Genomic DNA, 21,009 nt, shown 5'->3' on the forward strand with positions numbered 1-21,009 from the left:
GTGGGGCCGAGGGTGGGCAGCCCGGCGATGCGCCAGGCGGCGAATCCGCCGACCACGTCGGTGGCCCGGTGCAGGCCCAGATCCTGCAGGGCGGCGGCGGCCAGCGAGGAGGTGTAGCCCTCCTGGCAGAGGATCACCATCGGCACGTCGTAGTCGACGGCCTGGGGCAGCCGGGCCGGACAGCGCGGGTCGAACCGCCACTCGAGCACGTTGCGTTCCACGGCGAGGGCACCGGGGACGGTGCCGTGCGCGGCGCGTTGGCCCGCCGGCCGGATGTCGACCAGCAGCGCCCCGGACCGGTACGCGAGGTGCGCCTGCTCGGGGTCGAGCCGGCGCAGCCGGGCGCGGGCGGCGGCGAGGACCTCGTCGATGCCGCGGGAGCCGGGCGGCGGGACCGGACAGCTGTCGGTGCGGGTCTGGGTGTGCGGCATCGTCGCGTCCTTCCAGGCGGATGTCGGGTCTGCGGGTGGCTGCGGTCGCGCGCCTGGCCGGCTCACCACGCCACCCCGGCCTCGGCCACGTCCCCGATCAGGAGCTGCCCGTCGAGGAGCCGGTAGCGGGTCATCCGGCGCAGTGTGGGCCGGTAGACGTGCACGCTGACCGCCGGCTGGTCGCCCCGGTTGGTCACGACGTGCACGTGTCGGGCGCCGAAGCGCCGGCCAGTGCCCGCGGCCAGCCGGTGCGGGCGCAGCCGACCGCCGCTGACCGTCTCCTCGGTGAGGGTGCCGGCGACGACCAGGAAGGCGCCGGAGGAGCCGCCGTGGTCGTGCAGATCCGTGCCCTGCCCGGGCAGCCAGCTCAACGCCCAGACCTCGTGGTCCGGCCCGGCCGCGAGCCGTGCGTACCACCGTTGCGCCCGGTCGAAGCGCAGCGGGACCGGCCAAGCGGGGGGATCCGCGTACCGGGCGGCGACGGCGAGCAGGTCGGCGGGGGGTGCGCTGGTCATGGGCGGGTCGTCCTCACGGGTGCGGAGCGGCGCGTGCCCCTCCACGATAGAAGGCAAACCCTATGGGTTTAGTAGGCAATACCGGATGCTGGGACAGCGACGGCGCCAGGTCAGATCATCGGCGGGTCCACCCGGTAGCCCGGCACGGACGGCCAGCGCACCGTCAGCACCACCGACTCCCGCTCCGCGTACCAGCAATGGTCGACACCCCGGCCCCACACCACGTAGTCGCCGGGCTTGCCGAGCACCACCGTGCGGTCCGGCAGCTCCACCCGGAACCGACCGCTGATCAGCACCAGCAGCGCGGTGCGGCGCTCTCCGGTCGCCCACCGGGACCGGGCCTCCCCCGCCGGGTGCACACCCCACTTCACCTCGACCTCCGTGCTGTGCCGGACGTCCCCCGGCGGCTTGAAGTGGCCGAGCAGCCAGCCGGCGTCGGTCGCCCCGTCCAGGTCCGCGTTGCCGACGTACACCGAATCGTCCATCCACCGTTCCTAGGAACTGAGCACAAGTTGCGCGTGTTCAGCCGCGTGTCCCGAACGGTCTTGGGCACGCTGGTCCCCCGCGTTCGCTCCGTATCCGGCGCGCACGGATCGTGTCCGCGGTCCGGAATTACGGGGGCGGGTTCCCTCACGCTCAGGGACGCCCGATCCGGCCTGGACGGTCCGATGCCCCAGCCCATCACTCCGGTGAGCAGGGGGCGGTGCCGTCCGACGCCGAATCGGGTGACCCTGAGCGCGTCGTCCTATCGCCACGGCGGCAGCGTCGTGGCGGGTCGTCTTTCGCTTTTTGCTGATCAGGGGCTTCTGCCAGTGCTGGGCGCCCCACTTGGAGGTGTATGCCGGGTCGACCGCGACGACCGCGACGCCGGTTGCTTCGGCCATCGAGGTGAGCCGGGCGCGCAGCCTGCTGACGGGCATCCCGGATATGAGGCCACGGAACCGCTTGCGCCGGCCGTGCTTCTCCCGGGTTTTCTCCGCCTCGAAGTCCAAGTCCTCGATGGCCACAGCTTCCACGCCGCAGACCTTCGCCCAGTTGAGCAGCCGCGTCAGGGCGTGACGCAGCTGGGCGTCACGGTGGTCGGCGGTGCCGGACAGGTCGTAATGGAACCGGCGCGGGTTGCCGACGGGGTTGCCGTGGGCGTCGAGCCGCCAGGCGGCGATGTGGTCAGCATTGGTGTCCACCCCGATCGCGCCGGTGGCCAGCGCGGCCTCCAGTGGGACCGTCCTAGTGGGCGCGTGCTGCCAGGACGCGGTGATGTACCAGCGCTGCCGCTGCGGGTCGAAATGAATGCGGTAAGCGACCGCCCGGTTGGCCTCGATACGGTCGACCCACTCGGAACCGCGGTGGGGGAACCGCACCTTCGCTGCCAGGGCATACCGGCCGTGGGGGGCGTTCGCCAGTCCAACCAACGGTGCGGGCAGCCTGATCGACACCTCGCCGTCCGCAGTGACGCGGATCGTCTCGTTGCCGTACCGCTTACCCGACTCCCCGTCGGCCTGAAGGAACCAACGCTGCGCTGTCCACCGCTCGCGCCACTGCGCCTCGGTCAGTCCAGCCTGGGCCAGGTTGTGGCGGTTGCGGGCGAGGCGCTTCCCGCCGCGCGCCACGTGCACGACCCCGGCCTCACGGTTGGCCCGCTCCCGCCCCAGCCGCTCCATCAGCACGTGCAGGCGACGGCTCTTGGCGAACCACTCCTGCCGACTGCGGTAGCCGCCCGGTACGCCCTTGACGCCGCGCTGCCCCACCGGCAGGGACAGTCGATGTCGAATCGTCGCCACCTCGGCTTCGAGGTTGCCGATGTGTGCTAGCTGGCACCTTCGGGCCAGCGCCCACTGGTCGTGCGTGGCCTTCGTGATCGCCCCCGCCCACCGGGCCGACGACCCCGGCGTCAGCTCCCGCTTGCGCGCCGCCCACCTGTCCGTGGAGTGCTCCAGTCGGTCGGCACACCGCACCTTGAGGTCCTTCGCTGCAAGCGAGCCCAGGTGTGCACCCACCAGACGCAGGATCTCCTCGTCTCCCGCCGTGAGGCCCTTGAGGCGATCGTGGATAGCGACCCCGGTCGGACCGAGGGCGACGAACGGCTCCTCGATCGAACGCAGGTCAGCCATGCTCGGCGGCCTCCAACGCCTTCTCGGCCCGGTTGCGGGCCGACCGGCGGCCGTACAGCCTGGCGCAGAACGACGTCAGCACCTCGACCATGTCGCGGACCAGGTCGTTGTCGACCTCCCCCTCGTCCAGCACCACCAGCCGGCGACCGTGGGCGGCCAGCGCCGCCTCGACCAGCTCGACGTTCATGCGACCCAGCCGATCCTTGTGCTCGACCACGACCGTGGTCACGCCCGGGTCGGCCAGCAGCCGCCGGGCCTTCGACCGGGCGCCGTTCACACCCGAGCCGATCTCGGACTCCACGCGCACCACCCGGTGGCCAGCCATGGCCGCCCACTGCGACAGTCGGGCGACCTGGCGCTCCAGATCGGTCTCCTGGTCGTGGGACGACACCCGGGCGTACAGACCGAGGCCACCCGTGGCGGTCGGCGCACTGTTGGCGTCCACATTCACCAGAATCATGCGGGGGCCGACCCGCTGAGCCGGGACCGGCAAGGTGCCCTGACGGAACCAGCGGTACGCCGTGTGGGCACTGATCCCTTGCGCACGTGCCCACTCCGTCAAATTCACAGGAGCATCATACCGCAACTAGAGTCACTCCGTGCACACTCATGCACGGTCGCTGGTCAGCTGGTCGCGACCCCTCCCGCCCGCCGGGCTGGCAAGCTACCAGGCGCGGCCGGTCGGGGTCAGCTGCCGGAAATGCTGGCCGCGCTCGGCCGGAGCTGACCACGCGCCGGACGGGCCGTCCGTCGGGGCGGTATACAGGGTCGGTGGAGGATCCCGTACCCGAGCAGATGCGCACCGCGGCCGGCGACCTGCTGGCGGCGCTCGACGAGGCGGGCCGGCAGCGCGCCGGCCACGCCTTCGACGACGAGCCGGCCCGGCGGTGGCTGGAGTACCGGCCCCGGCCCCGACCCGGCGTGCCCCTCGCCGACCTCGACGTCGCGGCCCGCAAGGCGGCGCACCGGCTGCTGGCCACCGCGCTGAGCCCGCCGGCGTACGCGCAGGCGATGGCGATCATCGCCCTGGAGGAGGTGCTCGACCGGGCGGAGGGCTGGCGGCGCGGCCGGCACAGCGGCGACTACTGGGTGGCCCTCTTCGGCGACCCGGCCGCCGACGACCGGTGGGGCTGGCGGATCGAGGGACACCACCTCTCGGTGAGCATGACGGTGGTCGCCGACCAGGTCTCCCCCGCCCCGCTCTTCTTCGGCGCCAACCCAGCCACGGTCCGGCACGCCGGCCGGCCGGTCTCCCGGCCGCTGGGACCCGAGGAGGACCTGGCCCGGGAGCTGCTGGACGCGCTCGGGCCGGCGGGCCGGGCCGCGGCGATCGTCGCCGACGAGGCGCCCACCGACATCATCAGCGCCACCCGGCCCAGCGCCCCCGGCCGGCTCGACCCGCTCGGGGTGCCCCGGAACCGGCTCACGCCGACCGGCCGGGCGCTGCTCGACCAGCTCGTCGCCCTCTACCTCGACCGCCTCCCGCCGGAACTGGCCGCCCGGGAGGCCGGCCGGCTCGACGGCGGGGAGCTGCACTTCGCGTGGGCCGGCCCGACCCGGCCGGGGCAGCGGCACTACTACCGCGTCCAGGGCGACGACCTGCTGATCGAGTACGACAACACCACCGACGACGGCAACCACGCGCACACCGTCCTGCGCCGCCCGGCCAGCGACTTCGGCGCCGACGTCCTCGCCGCCCACCACGCCGCCGCCCACTGACCCACTCGTTCCGGGCGGCCGGCCCGCCCGGTGATCATGAAGTTGTGGTCGCGACACGCGGGTGCGGGGACAACAGCTTCATGATCACCGCGAGTCGCGCGGGCGGGGGCCGTCAGGGGTGGCGGGCGTCGATGAGGAAGCGCTGGGCGTGGGCGACGAAGGGGCCCTCGGCGCGGATGCGGTCGTGCAGGCGGCGCAGCTCGTCGCGGTAGCGGTCGACCGTGAAGCCGGGCACGGTCCAGATCACCTTGCGCAGGAAGTACACCACGGCGGCGATGTCGTGGAAGACCGTCCGCAGGGTGGCCGTACGCAGGTCGACGACCTCCAGCCCGGCGGCCCGGGCGGCGGCGACCGCCTGCTCGGGGTGCCGGCTGGCCGGCCGCGGCAGCGGGCCGAGGATCGCCTCGCTCAGCTCGCGGACCGTGCCCGCGCCGATCTGCTGGGACAGGTAACTCCCACCGGGGCGGAGCACCCGGGCGATCTCGTCCCACCAGGTGTCCACCGGGTGTCGGCTGGTCACCAGGTCGAACGAGCCGTCCCGGAACGGCAGCGGGGGCGTCTCGGCCACCCGGACCACGGTGGCGCCGACCCGGCGCAGCGTACGGCGGGCGACCTCGACGTTCGGCGGCCAGGCCTCGGTGGCGACCAGCAGCGGCGGCGGCGTGGGCGTCTCGGCAAGCACCTCTCCCCCGCCCGTGTCGATGTCCAGGGCGGCGGCGACGGTGGCCATCCGGGCGCCCACCAGCCGGGCGTAGCCCCACGGCGGGCGTTCCTCGGTGGCCCGCCCGGCCAGCCAGGAGAAGTCCCAGCCGTCGACCGGCACGCCGGCCCCCTCGGCGATCAGCTCTTCGAAGTCACGGTCCGCGCCCACCCGGCGAGCCTGCCGCCGGCGGCCGGGCACCGGCAAGGAACTTTCGAGCCGCGCGGCGCGGCGGGGCGTCACGCCGGCGGGCGGACGATCTCGACGGTGGAGCCGGTGACCGGGCTCAGCGCCTCGAAGCCGCTCGGCTCGACGCGGCCCCGGTCGAACTGGCGCATCAACCGGGCGCCCAGCCGGACCCCCACCGCCCCGACGACCAGGGCGACCAGCTCCGTGGCGAGCAGCACGCCGGTGGCGCCGCGCTCCGGCGACTGGGCCCGGATCAGGCAGGCGAGCAGGAACAGCCCCGCCATCGCGGCGTTGACCAGGTTGAAGGTGATCGCGGTACGGCGGGTCCGGTCGGCCCGGACGTCCCACAGGTCGACCATCCCGGCGACGGTGGTGAGGGCGGCCGCGACCAGCGCGGCGACCGCGCTCCAGTAGCCCACCTCGCCGAGGAAGGCGGGGCCGCCGGCGACGTCGGCCAGGTCGAACACCGCGGCGCTGACGAAGAGTCCGAACGCGAACGTCACCAGCATCGGTTGGATGGGGTGCCCCTGCACCCGCAGTCGGCTCTCCATCGGTTCCTCCCCAGGATCGGTGCGGTGCGCCAGTCCAGAGTGCTACCCGACCGCCAACGGGGGGAAACGAACGCCGTTCAGCTCTCCCGGGGACGGGAGACGGTGATCACCAACCGCTCGGCCACCTCGCGCAGTGGAATGTCCAACGAGGCGGCGGCGCTGCGGAGCACGTCCAGCGCCTCCGGGGCCGGGCAGCCGCGCTGGGTCATGATCACCCCGATGGCCTGCCCGACGACCCCCTCCTCCAGCAGGGTGGCGTCCAGCTGACCGGCCGTCGCCGCCTGCCGGGCCCGGTCCCGGACCGCGGCCAGCAGCAGCCCGGCGTGCTCGGCGAGGAGCATCGCGGTGAGCTGGTGCCGGGTGGTCAGCCCGGGCCTCGCCTCGGCGTACAGGTTGATCGCGCCGATCACCTGCTCGTCGACATCGACCGGCGCGGAGATCACTCCGCATACGCCCAGGTTGCGGGCCCGGGTGGTCCAGGTCGGCCAGCGCGACTCCCGGGTGAGGTCCTCCGCGATGATCATCTCGCGGCGGCGGATGGCGCTCATCGCCGGCGAGTCGGGGGCGTGCCGCAGGTCGTCCAGCTCGGCCAGCCGGGGGTCGGAGGCGGCCACGCCGGCCGGCTCGCCGGCCCGCAGCGCGGTGAAGCCGCAGCAGGCCACCCCCGGTACGGCGTCCCGGGCGATCCGGACCAGCTGCTCCAGCGCCTCGTCGAAGTCGGTGACCGCGATCAGGCCGGCGGTGAGCTCCCGCAGCAGTGCCGCGGTCTCCAGCACGCCCAGCGTGTCGATGGTCGACTCCCGCGTGTCCAGGTTCACCGGCTCGCGGTCCCCGCCCCCGGCGCGTACGACCACGCGGTGTCCCCGTCCGGTGCCATTGCCTTGTGTCATCCCCGCTGCTGCCTCTCCCTGGCTTGAAAGCCTCGGGCTACTACCCTCCCAAATCAGGATCGAAACCGTGCAAAGGGGTCCCTTCCGCGCGACCAGCGCGCCGGAAGGGACCCCTGTGACGGTCAGCGGGAACCGGAGATGAGCCGTCGCCCGACGGAGGCGATCAACCGGTCCAGCTCCGAGCCGAACGGGTTGTCGTGCACCAGGTACGTCCAGGTGGCGGTGGGCCGGACCAGCTTCGAGGCGTCCGGCTCCCAGCCCTCGTCGAACTCGGTCTCCTCGAAGGTGGCGATGGTCCGCGTCTCGATCTCGGGGATCAGCGCGTTGAACGCGGGCACGGCGCTGCGGTGGAACTCGTCGAGCGGGTCCAGCCGGCCCAGCGCCCGCAGGTGCACGCCCTCCCGGACCTCGGAGAGCTCGGCCAGGTGGTCGGCCCAGAGCCGGTCCAGGTGGTACAGGGCGATCGACCGGGCCGCGTCGGCGAGCAGGTCCTCGTCCATCTCGCCAGCCTTCTCCGGCACCCGCTCCAGCAGCATCAACGCGGCGATGTCGCTGGTGAGCAGCCGCTCGCGCCGCTCGGCGAGGGCCTTACGCTGCTGCTCGATCACCACGCTGTAGCGCCAGGTGTTGCGGTGGATCTCGTGGTTGACCCCCTCGGCGACCCGCTGGGCATGCTCCACCGCGTAGTCCACCTGCGGGTCGGTGACCAGGCCGTCGGCGTTCATCCGCGGCGAGGCCGGGATGGCGTCGCCGGCGTGCCGGACCACCAGGTCGTCCTCCAGGCTGACGAAGAAGACCGAGCCGCCCGGGTCGCCCTGCCGGCCGGCCCGACCGCGCAGCTGGTCGTCGACCCGGCGGCTGTCGTGCCGGCCGCTGCCGATCACGTACAGGCCGCCCAGCTCGGCCACCCGCTCCTGGTCGGTCTGGTCGCTGCCGCCGAGCCGGATGTCGACGCCCCGGCCGGCCATCTGGGTGGAGACGGTCACCGCGCCGTACGCGCCGGCCTCGGCGATGATCGCCGCCTCCTCGTCGTCGTTCTTGGCGTTGAGCACCACGCAGGGCACCCCCGCGGCGTGCAGCCCGGCGGCCAGCCCCTCGGACTCCTTCACGTCCAGGGTGCCGACCAGCACCGGCCGGCCCTGCTCGTGGCAGCGCTTGATCTCGTCGATCAGCGCCTCCTCCTTCTCGGCCCGGGTGGCGTAGATCCGGTCCGGCTCGTCCTCGCGGACGCACGGCGTGTTCGGCGGGATCACCGCCACCTCGAGGCCGAAGAACTCCCGTAGCTGGTCGCCGACGAGCACCGCGGTCGCGGTCATCCCGCAGACCGTCGGGTAGAGCGCGATGTACGCCTGCACGGCGATGGTGCCCAGCACCTCACCCTCGGCGGTCGCGTCCAGACCCTCCTTCGCCTCCACCGCGGCCTGGAGCCCGTCCGGCCAGCGGCGGCGCTGGGCGACCCGGCCGCGCATCTCGTCGATCAGCTCGACCGAGCCGTCCCGGACGATGTAGTCGACGTCGCGGTGCAGCAGGGCGTGCGCGTGCAGCGCCACATTCACCGCGGAGAGCTGCCCGACGTGCTCCTCGTCGTACAGGTCGATGCCGCCGAGCTTGGCCTCGACGGTGGCCAGGCCGACCGCGGTGAAGGCGACGCTGCGGCCGTCCTCGGCGGCGGTGTAGTGCTTGCCCCTGCGCAGCCCGCGCACCAGCGCGGCGGCGGCGTGCACCGGGTCCTGCTCGCCGGGGACCGCGCCGGCGAGGACCATCGGCACCCGGGCCTCGTCGATCAGGATCGAGTCGGCCTCGTCGACGATGGCGGTCCGCAGCGGCTGCTGGACCCGGTCGGCGATGTCGGTGACGAGCTGGTCGCGCAGGTAGTCGAAGCCGGCCTCGCTGACCGAGACGTAGGTGACGTCGCAGGCGTACGCGGCGCGCCGCTCCTCGGGGGTGGAGGCCTCGTTGACCCAGCCGACGGTGAGCCCGAGCAGGGCGTAGACCGGGCTCATCCACTCGGCGTCGCGGCGGGCCAGGTAGTCGTTGACGGTGAGCACGTGGACCGGGCCGTTGCCCATCCGCACGTGCCCGTACGCGGCGATGGTGGCGGTGAGCGTCTTGCCCTCACCGGTGGCCATCTCGGCGACCTTGCCGGAGAGCAGCGCCATCGCGCCCAGCAGCTGCACGTCGTACGGCCGCTGGTCGAGGCCGCGGCGGGCGGCCTCCCGGCCGATCGCGCAGATCTCCTCGTACCCGGTGGCGGCGCCGGCGGCCTCGGTCAGCTCGGCGTCGTCGAGCCCCTGCAGCTCCTCCTCGCGCGCCTCGACGGCCGGGAGCAGCTTCTCCAGCGGGGCCAGCTCGACCGTCGTACCCGGCCGCTGGAGAAACCGCCGGAACCTGGTCTTCAACCGTTGCGACACACCCATGAGCGGCAACGGTACGCGAACCGAACCCGATTGTGCGGCCCGGCGCTCCCCCGGTCGTGCCGGTGTCCGGATTCGGGGCCATCCGCCCAGCTCGGGGCCTTTGCCGGGGGTCAGCTGACGAGCTGTTTGTTCCCGCGGGACGGCTACGCGTAGGCCCACCCGGTGACGGCGGATCGGCCGGGGCGCTCGCACCGGCCGGATCCGGTCGGCTCAGGGTGTCAGCACCACCTGGAGCTCGGAGCGGCGGCGCTCGGCCAGGTCGGTCAGCAACGCCGGCGCCTCCTCGAACGGCACCACCGCCGAGACGAGGTGCTTGCGGATCAGGTCGCCGTACTGCCGGAGCAGCTCGATGGTCTCCGCGGAGAGCCGCTCCCGGTCCCAGGTGGGGGTGAGCCCGCGCGGCACCCGCCCGATCTGCGCGCAGCGCAGCGACAGGCCGTTGTGATGGAACTCCTCGCCGAGCCGGACCTCGTCCGCACCCGCCTGGTAGAAGGCCAGGTCGATGATCGTGCCCTGGGGGCGCAGCAGACGCAGCGCGAGGTGCAGCGCCCAGGCCTGGCCCCGGCACTGGAACACCACGTCGGCGCCGCGGTCGCCGGCGGAGTGGTTCCACCGGGTCTTGAGCACCACCGCCGGGTCGGCGGCCTCCGGGTCGAGGGTCTCCAGGCCGAGCGCCTCGGCCACCTCGCGCCGCTGCGGCGTCGGGTCCAGCACCACCACCGAGGCGGCGCCGTGCCGCCGGGCGAGCAGCGCGGTGAGCAGGGCGACGACGCCGCTGCCGACGACCGCGACCCGGCGGCCGCGGACGCCGTCGCCGAGCGAGCGCACGTCGGTGCCGCAGAGGTCGGCGGCGGCGTGCAGCAGGCCGTTGGCGCAGATCGGGCCCATGTGCGCGACGTAGATGCCGAGCAGCGGGTCCAGGTCCTCCGGCAGCGGCACGAAGCGTTCGGCGACCGGGTCGGCGACGTACCCGGTGCGGTGCCCGTAGGTCATGGCGCCCACGGTCCCGACCCCGATCGCCGGGGTGCGGCTCTCCACCACCCGGCCCACCTGCATGTAACCGAGCCGGTTCACCGGGTACGGCGTGCTCGCCTCCCCGGGCTGGAACAGGCCGAGGTCGGCGTTCCAGGTGACGTTGAGGTAGGGGTTGGTGCCCTTGACGTAGCTCAGTTCGGTGCCGGCGGAGACGCCGCTGTGCAGCGTCTCCACCCGGAACGTGCCGTCCCGCAGCTCGGCGGCGTCCTGCTCGACCAGTTCCACCCGCCCGGGGGCGCTGACCACCACGACCTTGTCACGCATCGACGGTCACCCCCGCCGGCGTGGCGTCCGCCACCGCCGTCCGGGGCCGCGCGGCCGGCCCGGTGGGCAGCGACACGCTCCGCCCCGTCCGGGCGGACTCGGCCACCGCGAGGGCCAGCCGCTGGGTGCGCAGCGCCTCCGCGTACGGGACGCGGACGTCGTCGCCGACCCCCCGCACGGCGTCGACGAAGGCCCGGTCGACGGCCGCCCGGGCGCCGTCCGGGTCGGCGGGCAGGTGCCGCTCGCCGTCCCCGTCGCAGACGGTCAGGCCGTCCTCGGCCAGCGACAGCGCCAGCCCGTCGGCGAGGATCTCCACGCCGGCCCGGTGCTTCCAGCCCAGCACGCACGCCGCGGCGAGCGTGCCGACGGCACCGCCCTCGAACCGCAGCGTCGCGGCGGTGACCGAGTCGATGTCGGCGCCGTCGACCGGCGGCGGGGCTCCGTCGCCGTACGCGGTCACCTCGGTGGCCTCACCGACCAGCGCGCGGATCAGGTCGAGCACGTGCGCTGCCTGCTCCACCACCGGGCCGCCGGAGCGGTCCCGCCGGGCCCACCAGGCCACCGGCGGCACCTTGTCCAGCCAGGAGCCGTTGACCATCCGCACCGGGCGGTCGGCGAGCAGTTCCCGGGCCTGCTCGACCACGTGCAGGTAACGCCAGTGGTGGCCGACCGCGGTCAGCAGCTGCCGCCGCTCGACCAGGGCGGCGATCCGCTCCGCGGTCTCCAGGTCCACCGCGACCGGCTTCTCCACGAACATCGGCACGCCGGCGGCGATCACCGCCTCCTCGACCGGCCCGTGCGCGAACGGCGGCACGCAGACGTACACGGCGTCCGGGCCGGCGGCGAGCAGCTCGTCCACGTCGGCGAAGGCCCGGGCACCGTGCGTCCCGGCCAGCGCCTCCGCCGCGTCCCGGGCCACGTCGGTCACCCCGAGCAGTTCCACGTCCTCGAAGCCGGTCAAGACGCGGGCGTGGCGTTGCGCCACCCCGCCGCCCCCTACCAGTCCCACCCGGCACACGCGCATCCCACAGACCCTCTCGCCACGGTTTCCCGACTACCCGGACAGCTCTCCCCCTGCCGGCACCCCACCAAACCCGGCGGGCGGCGCAATCAGACGTTCACCCGGCGGGAACCGGCCGGTGTCCGGGGCGTGATCAGGCTGGTAGGCATGATCCGGTTAGCGCGGGGTCGGTACTGGGAAATCCAGTTCCCGCGTTTCCGCCACGACCTGGGGGTGTGCCTGTGCGGGATACAGAACAGATCGTCTCACCGGTAGTGGAGGCCTGGGCCACCTATCGAACGACGTCGGCCGGCGACTGGCCGGCCCGACGCCTGCTGCGGGCCAAGGGTTGCAGCCGGGTCAGCGTGGTGCTGCCGGCCCGCAACGAGGAGGCCACGGTGGGCGCGATCGTGTCGACGATCCGCGAACACCTGATGGACCGGCTTCCCCTGGTCGACGAGCTGATCGTGGTCGACTCCCGGTCGACCGACCGGACCGCCCAGGTGGCCCGGGCCGCCGGGGCCGAGGTGGTCAGCCAGGACGCGATGACCCGGGGGCTGCCCCAGCTGACCGGCAAGGGCGACGCGCTCTGGGCCGGGCTGGCCGCCGCCGAGGGCGACGTGGTCGCCTTCGTCGACGCCGACCTGCGCGAGTTCCGGCCGCACTTCGTCACGGGCCTGATCGGCCCGCTGCTGACCGACCCGTCGGTCGACTTCGTCAAGGGCTTCTACCACCGCCCGCTGGTCGGCGCGACCGGCGTGGAGGCCGACGGCGGCGGCCGGGTGACCGAGCTGATGGCCCGGCCGCTGCTCAACCTCTTCTGGCCGGAGCTGGCTGGCTTCGTGCAGCCCCTCGCCGGCGAGTACGCGGGCCGCCGGGAGGTGCTGGAGCAGGTGCCGTTCGTCTCGGGCTACGGCGTGGAGACGGCGATGCTGATCGACCTGCTGGAGCTGGTCGGCCTGGACGCATTGGCGCAGGTGGACCTCGGTGAGCGCAAGCACCGCCACCAGGACACCGCGGCGTTGGGCCGGATGTCTGCCCAGATCATGCTGACCGCCTGGTCGCGCCTGCAGCGCCGGGGCTGGGCCGGCCCGGGCACCACCCCCGCCGCCCTGCTCACCCAGTTCCGGCGCGGCGGCTCCGAGGCGCTGCCCAATCTGGACCGCGAGATCGTGGTGAGCGACGTCTCGATCGAGGAGCGTCCGCCGCTGGCGCAGCTGCGGCACCGGGTGCCGCGGCGGCGGGTGGCGGCGTGAGGCCACCGGGCGACGGTGGCGACGGCCGGTCCCGGCGACCGGCGCGCAGCGGTGACGGCCGGTCCGTGGGGCCGGTCGCTGGCACGCGGAGGGCCGACGGGGGCGCCGCCGACGGAAGGAACCCGACACGATGAGTCTCACCGTCCTGATGAACGCCGGTCCCTGGTTGTCCGTGCCGCCCCCCGGCTACGGCGGGATCGAGAACGTGGTGGCGACCCTGGTGCCCGAGCTGCGCCGGCTCGGCGTCCGGGTGGTGCTGGCCTCGGTGGAGACCAGCACCCTGCCGGTCGACGAGAAGATCTCGGTCTTCCCGGACGGCCAGTTCCACGCCCTGCAGCGGCCGTACAACCAGGTCTGCGGGGTCTCCCAGGCGCACCTCAGCGGGGTGGTGCGCGCGCTGCACGCCCGCGACGACATCGACCTGGTGCACGACCACGTGGAGGCGGTCGGGCTGGCCACCATGGCCGCGATGGGCCCGGACGCCCCGCCGGCGCTGCACACCCTGCACTGGGACCTGGCGAAGCACCCGGAGCTGTACGGCAACCTGGACGGCGGTGACCGGGTCCGGGTCAACGGCGTCTCCGCCTCGCAGCTGGCCCGCGCCCCGCAGGCGCTGCGCGACCATTCGGTGGGGCACGTGCACCTGTCCACCCCGCTCGCCGTCGACGCGGACCGGCGGCCCCCGGTGGACAAGGGCGACCACGTGATCATCCTGGGTCGGATCAACCCGGGCAAGGGCCAGGACCTGGGCGCCCGGCTGGCCCGGCAGGTGGGCTTCCCGCTGGTCCTGGCCGGCCCGGTCGGGCCGTACCACCGGCCGGAGGACCTGGCCGCGGCGGGCGACGAGGCCCGGCAGAACCCGGACGTGCGGTTCTTCTACGACCACGTCGCCCCGCACGTCGACGGCGACCTCGTCCGCTGGGTCGGCACGGTCGCCGGCCAGGAGCGCGACGACCTGCTCGCGAGCGCCCGGGCCGCGCTCTTCCCGCTGCGCTGGGAGGAGCCCGGCGGCACCGCCGTGGTCGAGTCCCTCGCCCTGGGTACGCCGGTGGTCTCCACCGCCCGCGGCTGCCTGCCCGAGCTGATCGAGCACGGGCGCACCGGACTGCTCACCACCGACGAGGAGGAGCTGGGCGACCTGGTGCTGGCCGCCGGCCTGCTGGATCCGGCCGAGTGCCGCCGGGAGGCCGCCGCCCGGTTCACCCCGGCGATGATGGCCGAGCAGTACGTCGGGCTGTACGAGCGGGTCCGCCAGCTCGCCGCCCGCCCCCTGCTGCCGGAGCGCCCGTACCGGCCCGGCCGCACCGACGGGTGGTGGCCGGGCCGGCGTTTGTCGCCGGCCGGAACGGGAAAGCCCGCCGTCCGTTCCAGGTGAGGAAACGTCGTGACGAACTCGATGGCCCACTCCCGGGGCCGACGCAACCCGGCCGACGGCCGCGCCCCGGTACGCCGGGCCGCGGCCGCGGCGGGCGTGGTCTTCCTGATCGTCGGGGTGCTCGGCTTCATACCGGGGATCACCAGCAACTTCGGCGACCTGGGCTTCGCCGGACACGAGTCGGACGCGAAGCTGCTCGGCCTGTTCCAGGTCTCGGTGCTGCACAACATCGTGCACCTGCTGTTCGGCATCGCCGGCCTGGCGCTGTCCCGGACCGTCTCCGCTGCCCGGGCGTACCTGCTCGGCGGCGGCGCCATCTATTTGGTGCTGTGGCTGTACGGCCTGGTGGTGGACCAATCCAGCGGCGCGAACTTCGTCCCGCTCAACGGGGCCGACAACTGGCTGCACATCTTCCTCGGGATCGGCATGATCGCCCTCGGCCTACTCACCACGCGTGGTGGGAAACGCCGCTGAGCGGGGCCCCGGTGGGCGGCTGGTCCGGTTTGACCCGGCTGGGCGACGGGTAGTTCCCAGGTCCGCGACGAGACGGAATCGAGGAACGATGCCGAGCCGGATCAGCTGCGAGGTCCGCGACGAGTCGCCGGTCACCCTCGTCCGGCTTGCGGGCGCGCTCGACCTGGCGACCATGCGCGCGGTGCACACGGTGCTGGACCGCTGCCTCACCGCCCAGCCGGACGCCCTGGTGGTCGACCTGTCCGAGGTCGGCGTCGCCGACCGGCTGGCGCTCTCCGTCTTCGCCGCGGCCGCCCGCCGGGCCGCCGACTGGCCCGCCGTACCGATCGTGCTCTGCGCACCGCCGCCGGACGCGGCGGTCTGGCTCGCCGAGACGACCGCCTGCCGGGTGGTGCCGGTCCGGCCGGACTGCGCGGAGGCCACCGCGCTGGCGGGCGGGTGGGCGGCGCCGCGGCTGCGGGCCCGCCTGGAGCCCGTCGCCGGCGCCTGCCGACGGGCCCGGGAGCTGGTCACCGACGCCTGCGGGCGGTGGAACATCCCCGAGCTGATCGGCCCGGCATCGCTGGTGCTGACCGAGCTGGTGGGCAACGTGGTCCGACACGCCGGCACGCCGATGCAGGTGACGCTGACCCTGCGGCGGCCGTACCTCCGCCTGGCCGTGACGGACGGCAGCCGGGCCGCGGCGCGGGCCACGACCGGTCAGGACCCGCGGGCGGAGGGGGGCCGCGGGCTGCTGCTGGTCCGCGAGCTGACCCAGCGCTGGGGCAGCGCGCCGGCCGGTGACGGCAAGGTCGTCTGGGCGATGCTACCGGCGAACTGACCTAATTTTCCGCTCTCGCCTGGTTTTATGGCAGAAGGCCGGGTACGTGCCCGTCCTTACTGTCGTCACGACGGGGTGAGAGATATGCCCAAACGGGTAGTCACGGAGCCGGCCCGAGACCGGGGGCCGGCGATCCTCGCGCCCGCCCGGTTCGGCGGCTATCCCGGCCCCGTCCGGACCGCGATCAGGGGCAACACGCTGCTCAAGGTCCTGGGTACGACCGACGCCAAGCTGATCGGCCTGCTGTACCTGGCGACGTCGTTCATCTTCTTCCTGATCGGCGGGGTGCTGGCGCTGCTGGTGCGGGCCGAGCTGGCCCGACCGGGCATGCAGTTCCTCTCCCCCGAGCAGTACAACCAGGCGTTCACCATGCACGGCACGATCATGCTGCTGTTCTTCGCCACCCCGCTGGTGTTCGCCTTCGGCAACTACATCGTCCCGCTCCAGATCGGCGCCCCGGACGTCTCGTTCCCCCGGCTGAACGCCTTGGCGTACTGGCTGTATCTGTTCGGCGGGTCGATACTCATGGCCAGCTTCTTCACCCCGGCTGGCGCGGCGGACTTCGGCTGGTTCGCGTACACGCCCCTGAGCACCGCCCAGCACAGCCCGGGGGTCGGCGGAAACATGTGGGTGGTCGGGCTGGCCCTCTCCGGGCTGGGCACGATCCTCGGCGCGGTCAACATGATCACCACCATCGTCACCCTCCGCGCCCCCGGGATGACCATGTTCCGGATGCCGATCTTCACCTGGAACCTGCTGCTCACCAGCGTCCTGGTGATCTTCGTCTTCCCGCTGCTGGCCGCCGCGCTCTTCGCCCTCGCCTCCGACCGGATCCTGCACTCACACGTCTTCGATCCGACCACCGGCGGGCCGATGCTCTGGCAGCACATGTTCTGGTTCTTCGGCCACCCCGAGGTGTACATCGTGGCGCTGCCGTTCTTCGGCATCATCTCCGAGATCATCCCGGTGTTCGCCCGCAAGCCGATCTTCGGCTACACCGGTATCGTGCTCGCCACCATCGCGATCACCGTGCTGTCGATGACCGTGTGGGCGCACCACATGTTCGGCACCGGCCAGGTGCTGCTGCCGTTCTTCAGCATCCTGAGCTACCTCATCGCGGTGCCGACCGGGGTGAAGTTCTTCAACTGGATCGGCACCATGTGGAAGGGACAGCTCACCTTCGAGACGCCGATGCTCTTCGCCATCGGCTTCCTGACCACCTTCCTGCTCGGCGGCCTGACCGGAGTGCTGCTGGCCAGCCCGCCGGCGGACTTCCACACCACCGACACCTACTTCGTCGTGGCGCACTTCCACTACGTGCTCTTCGGCACGATCGTCTTCGCCGCCTTCGGCGGGGCCTATTTCTGGTTCCCCAAGATGACCGGGCGGCTGCTCGACGAACGCCTGGGCAAGGCGCACTTCTGGACGATGTTCGTCGGCTTCCACATGACCTTCCTGGTCCAGCACTGGCTGGGCAGCGAGGGCATGCCCCGGCGGTACGCCGACTACCTGCCCACCGACGGGTTCGACACGCTCAACGCGATCTCCAGCATCGGGGCGTTCATCCTGGGGGCGTCCACGCTGTTTTTCATCTACAACGTCTGGAAGTCCTGGCGGTACGGCACGATGGTCTCCGTCGACGACCCCTGGGGCTTCGGCAACTCCCTGGAGTGGGCCACCACCTGCCCGCCCCCGCTGCGCAACTTCGACCGGATGCCCCGGATCCGCTCCGAGCGCCCCGCCTTCGACGCCAAGTACGGCAAACTCGTCGCCGACCTGGGCCGGGACCTGCCGCAGCGCACCACCAAGCCGCCGCAGCACTTCGCCGAGGAGCTGCACCTCGAGCCGCGCGTGCCCGAGTCGCCGGCCGCCGAGGGGGCGCACGGCGCCCGCGAGGCCGTCGAGCACCATCCCGCGCCGCAGTCCGGGGCGCGGCCGGTGGTGGTGCCGGAGCCGGAGCAGATCCGCCGGCCGAGCTTCGAGGAGTACGACGTGCCCGAGGAGGAGGTCGAGCCGGGCGCGGAGCCCCGGCCACCGGAGAGCGAGCGGTGGCGGCACCCGCACGGGCACGAGGACAACCCCGAGCGCTGAGCGTCACGAAAAGAAGGGGGCCGACGCCACGAGCGCCGGCCCCCTTCCTCGTCCCGTACCGGCCAGGTTCAGTCGCCGGCAGCTGGCAGGCCGGCGGCGGCGAGCGAACGGCGTACCGCGGGCTGCACCCGGGCCAGCCGCAGCGGCACCCCGGTCCGGGCTGCCGCATCCCGGCCGGCCATCAGCGCGGCGATGCCACCCGCGTCGACGCCGCCCGCGCCGACCAGGTCCACCACCACCTCGCGGGGCTGCCCGGTCACCGCCTCCAACATCGCCCGGCGCAACTGGTCCGCGCCGTCCCGGTCGACGTCGCCGCCGACCTCGACGACCACCCGGTCGCCGTTCTGCCGCACCGAGATCCTCGTCTTCGCCGGCTCCGCCGACTCGGCGGCCCCGTTCTGCCACGGCGGCGGGGCGTCGGCGAGCATCGCCTGGCGCAGCCAGGTCAGCGCCCGGGACAGCAGCCGGGAGACGTGCATCTGGGAGATGCCGAACCGGGCCGCGATCTCCGCCTGGGTCTGGTTGCCGTAGAAGCGCATGGCGAGGATCCGCCGCTCCCGCCAGGGCAGCGCGTGCAGCAGCCCGCTGACGGTCACCCGGTCGTCCACGGACTCCAGCGCGTTGTCCGACTCGCCGACCAGGTCGCCGAACTCGGCGGAACTCTCCCCGCCGACCGGGGCGTTGAGCGAGGCCGGGCTGTAGCCGGCCGCCGACTCCAGCGCGGCGAGGATCTCCTCCTCCGGCGTCTCCAGCCGTTGGGCCAGTTCGGCGACCGTGGGCGCCCGGGACAGCTCGCTGGTCAGCGCCGCCGTCGCCTGCCCCACCTCCAGGATCAGGTCGCGCAGCCGGCGGGGCACGTGCACACCCCAGGTGCGGTCCCGGAAGTGCCGTTTGATCTCACCGACGATGGTGATCGCCGCGTACGCGGTGAAGGATCCCCGTTCCGGGTCGTACCGGTCGACGGCGTTGACCAGGCCCAGACGGGCCACCTGCTCCAGGTCCTCCAGCGGTTCCCCCCGACCCCGGTAGCGGCGGGCCAGCCGCCCGGCGAACGGCAGCGCGAAGCGGACCAGGTCGTCCCGTGCCTCCTGCCGCCGCTCCGGCGGCAGGCCTTCGATCCGTGCCGCGTACGCCAGCGCCGCCGCGTCGAGGTCCTCCAGGCCCCGATCGGTGGGTGGTGGTGTGGTCGTGGTGGTCTGTCCGAACATCCGCGCCTCCCTCAGGAAGGTCCCCCGCCCGGATTGGGAAACCGGTCATGCGCGTGGTCGGGCCACGCACCGGGCCGGAAGTGGGTTACGTGACTGGCACGCCAGGAGCGACGACAGCTCGCCACACGGCCTCATCGGCCGTCGCAGCGAGCGGTGTTCCCGCTCCGTAGGTACTCAATCACGGACCGCGAGTTCGCGAGGATGTTTCGCCAGGGTTGGTGCCGGTCGGGGTGGACCGGTCCGCCGGCCCACCGGTCGAATCCGGTCAGGAGACCAGCAATCCCTGGTGGGCGCCGGTGTCCCGGAGCAGGTCGACCGCCTCGGCGAGGCGCAGCGGCGGCGGGACCGGCAGGTCGTACGGCTGGTTGCGCAACACCTCCGTGGCACGGCGGGTGGGCACCGAGCTGACCGGGTAGCCGCGCGCGGACCCCCGGTCGAGGGACCGCCGCCGACGCCCGAACGCGGCCACCGCCAGCCACTGCGGCAGACCGGCCAGCGCCGGCGACCGGACGCCCGGCGGCTCGGGCAGCACGTCGACCGAGCTGAACGGCTCGCTGCCGGCGAGCCACCACTCCACCCCCTCCACCCGGCGCCGGGTCGCGTTCTCGCACCAGTACGGCACCATGCCGGCCCGGACCACCTGCCAGGGGTCGAGCAGCCGCCCACACTCCACCACCAGCCGGTCGCCGGTCTTGCCGGACCGCCGCAGCCACCGTCGGTACAGGTCGGCCGTGGCGGCGCTGAGCGCGTCCGGCTGCGGGAAGAGCACCTGGTGCAGCGGATGGCCGTGCCGGCCGGCCCAGTTCCGGGCGCTGAGTTCGAAACCCGACTCCACGCCGTGCTCGGCGTGCCCCGGCGGGGCGGACACCTCCGGGGGCTCCCAGTGCGCCCCGTCGCCGCCGGCGGAGCGGAGCACCTGGCGCAGCGCGTGCGCATCCGGGTGGAAGTCCACCGGCTCCAGGCCGCTGGCCGGGGAGCCGACCTGGAAGCTGTGGCCCCGGCCCTCGTCGAGCACCGGCCACGTCCGGGCGTCCCGCAGCAGCAGCACCGCCGCGCCCGGTTCGAGCCGGTCGGCCAGGAACCGCGCGTACGCCGCCGGCAGGCGCCGCCAACGCACCGCGAGGGTCACGGTGGCGCCGGCGAGGGCGCCCCGGCTGGCGGGACAGTGGACCTGCCGGACGTGCACGTCCGAGTTGCCGGCCAGCAGCCGGGCGGCGAGGGCCGCGCCGTGGTCGAGGGCGGCCCGCGGCCGGTCGACCGCGCCGTGCGTCCAGTGCGCGGTCAGCTCGAAGGCGGCCGGCAGCCAGGGCACGCCCAGCGCCACCGCCAGGTGCGCGGCCGCACCGTGCGCCGAGCCGAGCACCACCCCCGGGTAGCGGCGCCGCGGATACTGGTCCACCATCCACCGCGCCACGCGCTCGGCGTCCACCTCGGCGGTCTGCGCGGGGGTGAGGGCGACCCGTCCGGCGGCCCGGGCCGCCGCGGCCCGGCGGACCGGCTCCGGGGCGCCGGTGAAGCGGGACAGCGGGCTGGGGTGCCCGAGGTCGCCGCAGTCGGCGCCGCGCAGCGCCCGCGCGGTCGCCGCGACCAGGATCCGGGCGGTGCTGCCCGCCGCCACGACCCGGTCACCGGCCAGCCCGGCACCCTCCGCCGTGAGCCCCATCTGCACCTCCGGCCCCGGCCCCACCTTGCCTCGTTCGCTCACCACGCGGCCCGGCTTCCCGTCCCTATGCGGTCTAAACGGGGCATCCCCCCACGGGGAGGATCAATCCTCGGGTGCGCGGCGGCGGGGCGGTCCGGACGCACGGAACCCAGCCGCGTCGTGTCGCCGGGTTCCACGCCCGCCGGCGCAAAACCTGCCGCACGGGGTTTCCGCCACACCCGAACCGCCACCTCCCCGCCCATGCACGAGAACGAGCCGACCACCCGGCGGCGACCATGACCCTGCCCCCTCTCCCCTCCC

The 21,009-nt window shown here is 73.6% G+C and carries 19 protein-coding genes; 6 read left to right on the forward strand and 13 right to left on the reverse strand.

The window, feature by feature from the left end; genetic code table 11:
• From DKT69_RS06890 to DKT69_RS06910, 5 genes are all read right to left on the reverse strand, one after another.
• Window positions 1-431: rhodanese-like domain-containing protein (locus DKT69_RS06890; protein ID WP_109800738.1), on the reverse strand; the 431-nt coding region annotated here is incomplete at its 3' end.
• A 62-nt stretch (window positions 432-493) separates the two neighbouring features.
• Entirely contained in the window at window positions 494-946 is a 453-nt protein-coding gene (locus DKT69_RS06895) for a cysteine dioxygenase (protein WP_109800739.1), read from the reverse strand.
• Between the two features lie 110 nt (window positions 947-1,056).
• Entirely contained in the window at window positions 1,057-1,431 is a 375-nt protein-coding gene (locus tag DKT69_RS06900) for a cupin domain-containing protein (protein ID WP_109800740.1), read from the reverse strand.
• Window positions 1,432-1,440: 9 nt separating this feature from the next.
• Window positions 1,441-3,057 (reverse strand): IS200/IS605 family element transposase accessory protein TnpB, encoded by a 1,617-nt coding sequence (locus tag DKT69_RS06905; protein ID WP_109800741.1) that lies wholly within the window; start codon window positions 3,055-3,057, stop codon window positions 1,441-1,443.
• Window positions 3,050-3,625 (reverse strand): IS607 family transposase, encoded by a 576-nt coding sequence (locus DKT69_RS06910; protein WP_109800742.1) that lies wholly within the window; start codon window positions 3,623-3,625, stop codon window positions 3,050-3,052. Before DKT69_RS06910 ends, DKT69_RS06905 begins: the two co-directional genes overlap by 8 nt.
• A 227-nt stretch (window positions 3,626-3,852) precedes the next feature.
• On the opposite strand from DKT69_RS06910, the gene DKT69_RS06915 reads away from it, so the two are divergent.
• Window positions 3,853-4,776 carry a DUF3500 domain-containing protein gene (locus DKT69_RS06915; protein WP_109800743.1) on the forward strand — a complete coding sequence of 308 codons (924 nt, stop codon included), beginning with the start codon at window positions 3,853-3,855 and terminating at the stop codon, window positions 4,774-4,776.
• A 112-nt stretch (window positions 4,777-4,888) separates the two neighbouring features.
• Here the strand turns inward: DKT69_RS06915 and DKT69_RS06920 are convergent, their stop codons facing one another.
• The 6 genes from DKT69_RS06920 to DKT69_RS06945 all read right to left on the reverse strand — a co-directional run bounded on the left by DKT69_RS06920 (window position 4,889) and on the right by DKT69_RS06945 (window position 11,846).
• Window positions 4,889-5,647: a class I SAM-dependent methyltransferase gene (locus DKT69_RS06920; protein ID WP_109800752.1), complete on the reverse strand. Its 759-nt coding sequence runs from the start codon at window positions 5,645-5,647 to the stop codon at window positions 4,889-4,891.
• Between the two features lie 68 nt (window positions 5,648-5,715).
• Complete coding sequence (locus DKT69_RS06925) at window positions 5,716-6,216, reverse strand: DUF2231 domain-containing protein (RefSeq protein WP_109800744.1); 501 nt, start codon at window positions 6,214-6,216, stop codon at window positions 5,716-5,718.
• Window positions 6,217-6,293: 77 nt separating this feature from the next.
• Window positions 6,294-7,034: a GAF and ANTAR domain-containing protein gene (locus DKT69_RS06930; RefSeq protein ID WP_109800753.1), complete on the reverse strand. Its 741-nt coding sequence runs from the start codon at window positions 7,032-7,034 to the stop codon at window positions 6,294-6,296.
• A 194-nt stretch (window positions 7,035-7,228) separates the two neighbouring features.
• A complete protein-coding gene (gene secA2, locus DKT69_RS06935) occupies window positions 7,229-9,523 on the reverse strand; it encodes an accessory Sec system translocase SecA2 (RefSeq protein ID WP_109800745.1) in 2,295 nt (764 codons plus the stop codon).
• Window positions 9,524-9,733: 210 nt separating this feature from the next.
• Window positions 9,734-10,822 carry a zinc-binding dehydrogenase gene (locus DKT69_RS06940; RefSeq protein WP_109800746.1) on the reverse strand — a complete coding sequence of 363 codons (1,089 nt, stop codon included), beginning with the start codon at window positions 10,820-10,822 and terminating at the stop codon, window positions 9,734-9,736.
• Window positions 10,815-11,846: a Gfo/Idh/MocA family protein gene (locus DKT69_RS06945; RefSeq protein ID WP_109800747.1), complete on the reverse strand. Its 1,032-nt coding sequence runs from the start codon at window positions 11,844-11,846 to the stop codon at window positions 10,815-10,817. The genes DKT69_RS06940 and DKT69_RS06945 overlap by 8 nt, the downstream gene beginning before the upstream one ends.
• A gap of 251 nt (window positions 11,847-12,097) precedes the next feature.
• On the opposite strand from DKT69_RS06945, the gene DKT69_RS06950 reads away from it, so the two are divergent.
• The 5 genes from DKT69_RS06950 to ctaD all read left to right on the forward strand — a co-directional run bounded on the left by DKT69_RS06950 (window position 12,098) and on the right by ctaD (window position 17,838).
• Window positions 12,098-13,078, forward strand: coding sequence for a glucosyl-3-phosphoglycerate synthase (locus DKT69_RS06950; RefSeq protein WP_236647377.1), 981 nt, complete (start codon window positions 12,098-12,100; stop codon window positions 13,076-13,078).
• Window positions 13,079-13,208: 130 nt separating this feature from the next.
• Window positions 13,209-14,453 (forward strand): glycosyltransferase, encoded by a 1,245-nt coding sequence (locus DKT69_RS06955; protein WP_236647376.1) that lies wholly within the window; start codon window positions 13,209-13,211, stop codon window positions 14,451-14,453.
• A gap of 21 nt (window positions 14,454-14,474) precedes the next feature.
• Window positions 14,475-14,927 (forward strand): DUF4383 domain-containing protein, encoded by a 453-nt coding sequence (locus tag DKT69_RS06960; RefSeq protein ID WP_109800754.1) that lies wholly within the window; start codon window positions 14,475-14,477, stop codon window positions 14,925-14,927.
• Window positions 14,928-15,015: 88 nt separating this feature from the next.
• A complete protein-coding gene (locus tag DKT69_RS06965; protein WP_109800749.1) occupies window positions 15,016-15,747 on the forward strand; it encodes an ATP-binding protein in 732 nt (243 codons plus the stop codon).
• A gap of 84 nt (window positions 15,748-15,831) precedes the next feature.
• The gene (gene ctaD / locus DKT69_RS06970; protein WP_109800750.1) at window positions 15,832-17,838 is read left to right on the forward strand and encodes an aa3-type cytochrome oxidase subunit I; all 2,007 of its coding nucleotides are present in this window, start codon (window positions 15,832-15,834) and stop codon (window positions 17,836-17,838) included.
• 68 nt (window positions 17,839-17,906) lie between these two features.
• On the opposite strand, the gene DKT69_RS06975 is transcribed toward ctaD, so the two are convergent.
• Window positions 17,907-19,046, reverse strand: a complete 1,140-nt coding sequence (locus DKT69_RS06975; RefSeq protein ID WP_109800751.1) for a SigB/SigF/SigG family RNA polymerase sigma factor — start codon at window positions 19,044-19,046, stop codon at window positions 17,907-17,909.
• A gap of 265 nt (window positions 19,047-19,311) precedes the next feature.
• Window positions 19,312-20,709: a hypothetical protein gene (locus DKT69_RS06980; RefSeq protein WP_109800755.1), complete on the reverse strand. Its 1,398-nt coding sequence runs from the start codon at window positions 20,707-20,709 to the stop codon at window positions 19,312-19,314.
• Between the last annotated feature and the right edge of the window lie 300 nt (window positions 20,710-21,009).

Source organism: Micromonospora sicca, assembly GCF_003172935.1.
GTDB lineage: Bacteria > Actinomycetota > Actinomycetes > Mycobacteriales > Micromonosporaceae > Micromonospora > Micromonospora sicca.